Annotated in this window: 4 protein-coding genes and 1 pseudogene; 1 reads left to right on the forward strand and 4 read right to left on the reverse strand. The window is 41.4% G+C overall.

Going from position 1 to position 6013, the window contains the following annotated elements:
* The 4 genes and pseudogenes from PX482_RS04425 to PX482_RS04440 form a co-directional block, all read right to left on the reverse strand.
* A partial coding sequence (locus PX482_RS04425) for an IS5-like element ISMae4 family transposase (RefSeq protein ID WP_288122117.1) occupies positions 1–609 on the reverse strand: 609 nt, incomplete at its 3' end.
* A 172-nt stretch (positions 610–781) separates the two neighbouring features.
* Entirely contained in the window at positions 782–1312 is a 531-nt protein-coding gene (locus PX482_RS04430) for a chemotaxis protein CheW (protein ID WP_002757615.1), read from the reverse strand.
* A 91-nt stretch (positions 1313–1403) separates the two neighbouring features.
* Positions 1404–1769, reverse strand: a complete 366-nt coding sequence (locus PX482_RS04435; RefSeq protein WP_002757614.1) for a response regulator — start codon at positions 1767–1769, stop codon at positions 1404–1406.
* Positions 1770–1994: 225 nt separating this feature from the next.
* Positions 1995–3211 (reverse strand): annotated as a pseudogene (locus PX482_RS04440) (RNA-guided endonuclease InsQ/TnpB family protein).
* Between the two features lie 867 nt (positions 3212–4078).
* Here PX482_RS04440 and hmpF point away from each other — a divergent pair.
* A complete protein-coding gene (gene hmpF / locus PX482_RS04445; RefSeq protein WP_288027945.1) occupies positions 4079–5719 on the forward strand; it encodes a pilus motility taxis protein HmpF in 1641 nt (546 codons plus the stop codon).
* The last annotated feature ends 294 nt before the right edge of the window (positions 5720–6013 follow it).

The following is a 6013-nucleotide window of genomic DNA, read 5'->3' on the forward strand; positions in this document are numbered from 1 at the left end:
AGCTATTCCCTGATAACCACTGTCTTCTATGCTGGTAGTTAAAGGATGAAAACGAACTCGACTTTTTTTAAATAAACTAAAATCATGACCTCTACCTTTCCCACAAAAGACACAGATAATTTCCTCGGTATTTTGATCAGCTACTAATTGGGATTTTAAAGTATGATAACCTCTTTTACCCCCCAAAAAATCTTTCTGTTTCTTTTGGGGGCGTTCAATGGGAGTTTCCGTTACATCCATTACCGTTATGACCGGTATCTCTGCTTGATTGAGTAAAGCTTTTTTTCCTTTTAAACGGAAGTTTCCCGATTGTAAAAGCATTTTTTCCGTCTTATTTACAATCCGACATATAGTTGATTCTGATAGTTCCCAGCTTGTACCAATGTGAAAATATGTTCTATATTCTCGCCAATATTCTAACGTTACTAAAACTTGTTCTTCTATAGATAGTTTAGGTTTCGGTCCCCTTTTAGATGGTGAATTAGAGTCGGCTTCAACACTTTTTACTGATTCTACCATCTTTCTATATGTTTGTTTATACACACCGAAACGGCGTTTGAATTGTTCATCTGATAAGTTTTGATAATCCATAATTTTGCTAATAAACATAGCAAAATTATAGATGATTTCCTGACCTAAGATCACATTTTATTCTTTTTTCCACTTCAATCTAAGAATTGAGAAAAAAGCAAAACCTTATATTATACCATAAAAAAATTATGCAAGAGGTCTTATCAAGAAAGAATTCCTATAAATCCTATTCTGCTATTTTTTTCAGGTTTTAAGCCGCCCAACGGGCAGAACGGAGTATGGCCAGATGATCGAGTAGTCCTAAGGTTTTTTTTGATTCTTGGCCCAGAATCCACTCCCCCTGCACATAGGGGGCGATCTGAGCGGGAATACTGGCGGCACTACCTAGTTTATCTGGGTCGAGCCATTCCATATCTCCCAAACGTTCCACCGCTAAACCGAGGATCGTTTCCTCTTCTTTGAGCGCAATTATGGGAATTTCGGCTCGATCGGTGTTTAAGCGGCTGCTATCCCCCAAAAATTGCCCGAGATCCGCCACCCAGATCACTTGACCCCGGAGATTGATCGTGCCGAGGAGCAAGGGTGAAGCATTGGGAATCGGGGTAATGCGATCGAGTGGTTGCTGTATTACCTCGCCAATGCCCACGGCACTAAGGGCAAACTCCTCCTGAGAGGGTAGATAAAATCGCAAGTACAGTTCACCGACGGGAGTTTCTAATTCCTGATTGTCGGGGGCGATATCTTGAGCGTTACCAGTAAAAAAATCGGCGTTGTTAAGCATGAGTTTAGTTCTCTTGCAACTAATAATTCGGGCGGCGTTTTTAGCTGTCTTGACCTATACCATAGATACACTGTCTCTGGTGAGGGCGATTTTATCGGCGCAACAGTTGTTTAATGGTATAAATGAACTCAATCGGTTCAAAGGGCTTGACAATGTAGGCATCGGCTCCGATTTTCATAGCCCAATAGCGATCAAAGACTTCCCCTTTCAAGGAACAAATGACCACCGGGACATTTTTGGTTTTTGGATCCGACTTGAGACGACGACACACCTCATAACCATTCATGCGGGGCATGACGATATCGAGGACGACGAGATCGGGATTGAGTCTCTGAATATGTTCGAGGGCTTCTACCCCATCCGTGGCGATCGTGACCTTGATGCCGCTATTGCGGAGTAGATCACAGATCAGTTCCCGTTGCGTTTGGCTGTCTTCTACCAGCAATATTTCGCTCATAACTCCCTACCTAGCTCGGCTGCCAAGAACAACAATGGCAAAAGATGCCCGATAATAGTCCCCTTTGACCGGATGCTCGGAAATTGCTCTCATTTTTGCCTCCAACGCAATCTGAAATTTATCAGGGGTTTCCCTCTAAACAAGGACTTGATTCACCTTTTCGGGTTTCATCTCTATCGTTCCCAATTCTACCAGTGAACTACTCTCAAGGTCGTTGAGAGCTTCCTATTTCACGGGGGATTGCCTCAAGACGGACTTACGCCCAGCTTTTGGTCTTACATCCCCTCTATGGGCAGTATCGCGCTTTTCCTAACGATAATATCTGTAAGGCTTCATTTCTGATATTTATCGCCGCATTTATGTCCCGGTCATGGGTTGTTTTACAATGCACACAAGTCCAATTTCTAACCTCAAGCGGCAAACTACCCACTTGATTTAGACAGACATTACAAGTTTTAGAACTAGGAAAAAACCTATCAACTTCGGTATAAGTTTTTCCTTCCCATTCTGCCTTGTATTTAAGCATTGTACAAAACATTCCCCAACCACAATCACTAATAGCATTGGCTAAATTATGATTGCGTACCATGCCTTTGATATTGAGATTTTCTAACGCAATAACTTGGTTTTCGTTAACTATCTTACGGGATAGTTTGTGCAGAAAATCCTCACGACATCTTGAGATTTTAGAGTTAACTTTAGCTACTTTACCTCTAGCTTTTTGACGGTTGTTACTTCCTTTCTTTTTACGCAATAGCTTTTGTTGTTTCCTTTTTAGGTTACGTTGATGTTTGGCTAAATGTCTAGGATTATCATATTTACTGCCATTGCTGGTAATAGCAAAATGAGTTAATCCTAAATCAATTCCTATGGCTTTACCTTCTATCCCCCCGTCTTCGTCACCACCCTTATCAAGGGTAGAACCCCCCGCCTTCGGCACCCCCTTATCAAGGGGGGCAGGAGGGATTGTCCATCATCAACTAAAATAGAAGCGTAGTATTTTGAGATAGTAACAGTTTTAATTGTTCCTGCAAATTCCCAGTGACGAACACAATAAACCAATCCAATTTGAGGAAGCTTTAGATAATCTCCCTCAAATTTAATATTAGCTGGATAGCTAATTGATTGTTTACCATGTTTAGATTTGAATCTTGGTAGTCTAGCTCGTTTCTCAAAGAAATTTTGATAAGCTTGCGATAAGTTCAAAGCAACAACCTGTAAGCACTGGGAATAAGCATCTGTCAACCACTCATAAGCTTTTTTGAGACTAGGCAATAGTCCTTGAATATAGTTTCGTGTCAGTCCTTTTCCTGTGGTTTTATAGGTTTCTTGGCATAAATTCAGGGAAAATTCCCAAACCAACGACAACAGCCAAAGCTTTTAGCTAAGGCTATTTCTTGCTCGGTATTAGGCTTAAGTCTGAATTTGTACGCTTTGTACATAAGAATTATCAAGAAACTATAACTATGATATAGCGTTTCCCAATCTCATGAGGTACACCAAAATCTTAACTCCTGACTCCTGACTCCTGACTCCTCAAAACCTAAGACTCTGTACCTCACAACTATAGAAGTTGCTATAACATAGTTTTTGAGGAATTGTCTATATGCTGGTCAGCATTCATGAGGTGAACCCTTGGGCGAATTGCTTCGCCCCTTTAAAAGCCCCGTCCCATTGTGCTAAGCGCGAGGGATGAATGCTGACATTCAGTTAAATCCTGTTTAATAAGGTATGGGGGTACTGCGGAGCGCTGGAGCTGCGGAGCGCCAGAGAAACAATCCATCGCTGGTGATCTAGAGATGATGCCCAATCCCGTCCCACTCCCTCTTGATGAGAAACGCTCTCTTCCCTCCTCTTGTCACTAATAATAAATCTGATAAGCTAATTATGTAACATATTTTTCAGTAAGCTTTACGGTTCTTCTGGTTTCTGTGTGGAAACGAGGTCTATACTGATAGTTTCTTCTTTCAAAATAGTCCTAAAAGTCTTGCCCAGTAAACATTTAACCTTACATAAGCAAAAATTATCACACAAAGTCGAGAAGAGCGGCTTTACTGCATTTAAGAGATTGACTACCGAATTTTTTGAGATCAAGATAGTACATCGGCACTGAAAAATCATCAAAAATTTTCCAGTCGGTAAGGAGAAGAATTGAGAACAAATGTATGGATAAAAAAGAAAAACTCGATTAAAAAATTTTTGGGATCGGATGGTTACACACCAAACCATAGACCGGCCGCTCCTAGCCTTGATTGCCAACGCTCTCTAAAATCGATGACAAAGACTTTTATTATAGAGGACGACTACTCGTGCTATACCTTGCAGAAGTAAAAAAACAGACTAGAGGTTTTATCGGCGGTTACAAAACCGAATTGAAACTATTGGCCTGTCAGCATAAGGATCAGACGTGGAGTGCCATACCAGGGGAAGATATCCTAACCTACGACGAAACTAACTCCCTGGGTGAAGGTGCGCTTCTCTTGGTAAATTTGAGCAATAATCGTCAACTACAAGGAAACCCGGAATTAGCGGGAGCGGAGATGGTGCGGCAACTGCAAAAGATTTCCCGTTTGATGGAGCGCAGCAAGAAAGATCAAGAGAAAATCGAGCAGTGGAAACAATCCCTCACCTATCAAAGCGAGATTCTCAACCGCCAGAAAATGGAAATGGAGACAAGAATCGAGCAAATTGAACAAATAGAGGCAGAATTAGAGTATTTAGAGCGCAAAAGACAAGAACTGGAAACCCTAAAACAACAATTAAACGAGCAACAGCGACACCTGGAAGAAGGACAAATAAATTGTAACTCCTACCCCAATCTTTCCCCAGAACAACAACAATTTATTCGCTCTCTAGCGGAGCGTTTAGCTGCTCATCATGATCGGGGCAATTCTCCCTCACAAATTCTCCATTCCACTCTTGAATCTGTGCAGGAACAACAGACAATTTTAAATAGTTGTTGGCAGAGTTTAGAGGGGCAGAAAAAAGCTGTAGAAAATCGTCAGGTCGCCAACGATGAAATGCTCGATTATCTAGAAAAAAGAGCTAGGGAATTACAGACGAGTCGCAGGGCTTTGGAAACAGCTAAAATAGAATTACAAATACAAGAAACTGTTCTGAGTCAAAAACAGAAATTATTCGAGCACCTTAACCTCACCCTACAAACCACTGATTCTACTCGACAAATGCTCCTTCGTCTCCTCGGAGGGGAAGAACTAGGTTTTGATGGTAAAATCGATCTAGAAGCTCTTGAACAAATGCCTTTAGAAGAATTGGAGAGCTTAGTTAAGAACTTACAAACAGACCTCAAGCGCTGGGAAATTTTTGTCAACGACCAAGAGGAAGAATTAACTCTCCAATGCCAAACCGTGGAAGAATTAGAAGCAAGAATGGCTACAATAGATCAATCTGAGCGAGCTAATTTAGAAGAAGAATTAGCCGAGGAACAGGAAAAAAAAGGAATGCTGGCGGCAACTTTAGTCGGACAAAGACGTAATCTCCAAGAAAGGCAAGCTATTAGCTCTCAACATCTGAAAATTCTGCAACGGAGACAGGGGATTTCATCCTCAGAAAATACTCAAAAATCTGGCTTTGAACCATTGTTAATGCTGTTGGCCGATAATTATCAAAATAATCTTCAAGAAAGTCAACGTTTAGCAGCAGAAATCAAGGGACTACAAGAGGATTTACAAAAAAGCAGCGATAGTATTGACGGTCAATGGTCGGATTTAGAGCAAAAAACTCGTGAATTTGAAGAACAGGAGCGACAATGGCGCGATACTAATCTCGCATTATTGCGTTTAAAAACTCAGGTACAACAGTACGAAACTTTCCTGCAACCTGTGCAGGATCAACTCGATCAAATCCGTCAAAAACTAGAAACTATCTCCCAGTGGTTGATGCCTATGGAATCTAATGGTAGTGCCTATCATTACGCTATTAACAGTTAGGCTTAATTAGGGTTTGCGGCAAAAAGTTTTTCGTGGGGGTAGGGTGTGGGGTGTAGGGTGTAGGGTGTGGGGTTTTACCGATTTTGAGGGGGTCAATTACCTAGGGTTTGCGGCAAAAAGCTTTTCCTAGGGGCAGGGTGTGGGGTGTGGGGTTTTACCGATTTTCAGGTGGTCAATTACCTAATTTTCAGGGAAAAATTCCCGGAATTTTCCCCCCAATCACTCCAATGGTCGGCACTTTTTGATTTCAAACAAGCTTAAAGATATTATCCAACAAGGTTTTTAGATTTATTC

The organism is Microcystis sp. M53602_WE12, from assembly GCF_030065455.1.
GTDB lineage: Bacteria > Cyanobacteriota > Cyanobacteriia > Cyanobacteriales > Microcystaceae > Microcystis > Microcystis aeruginosa.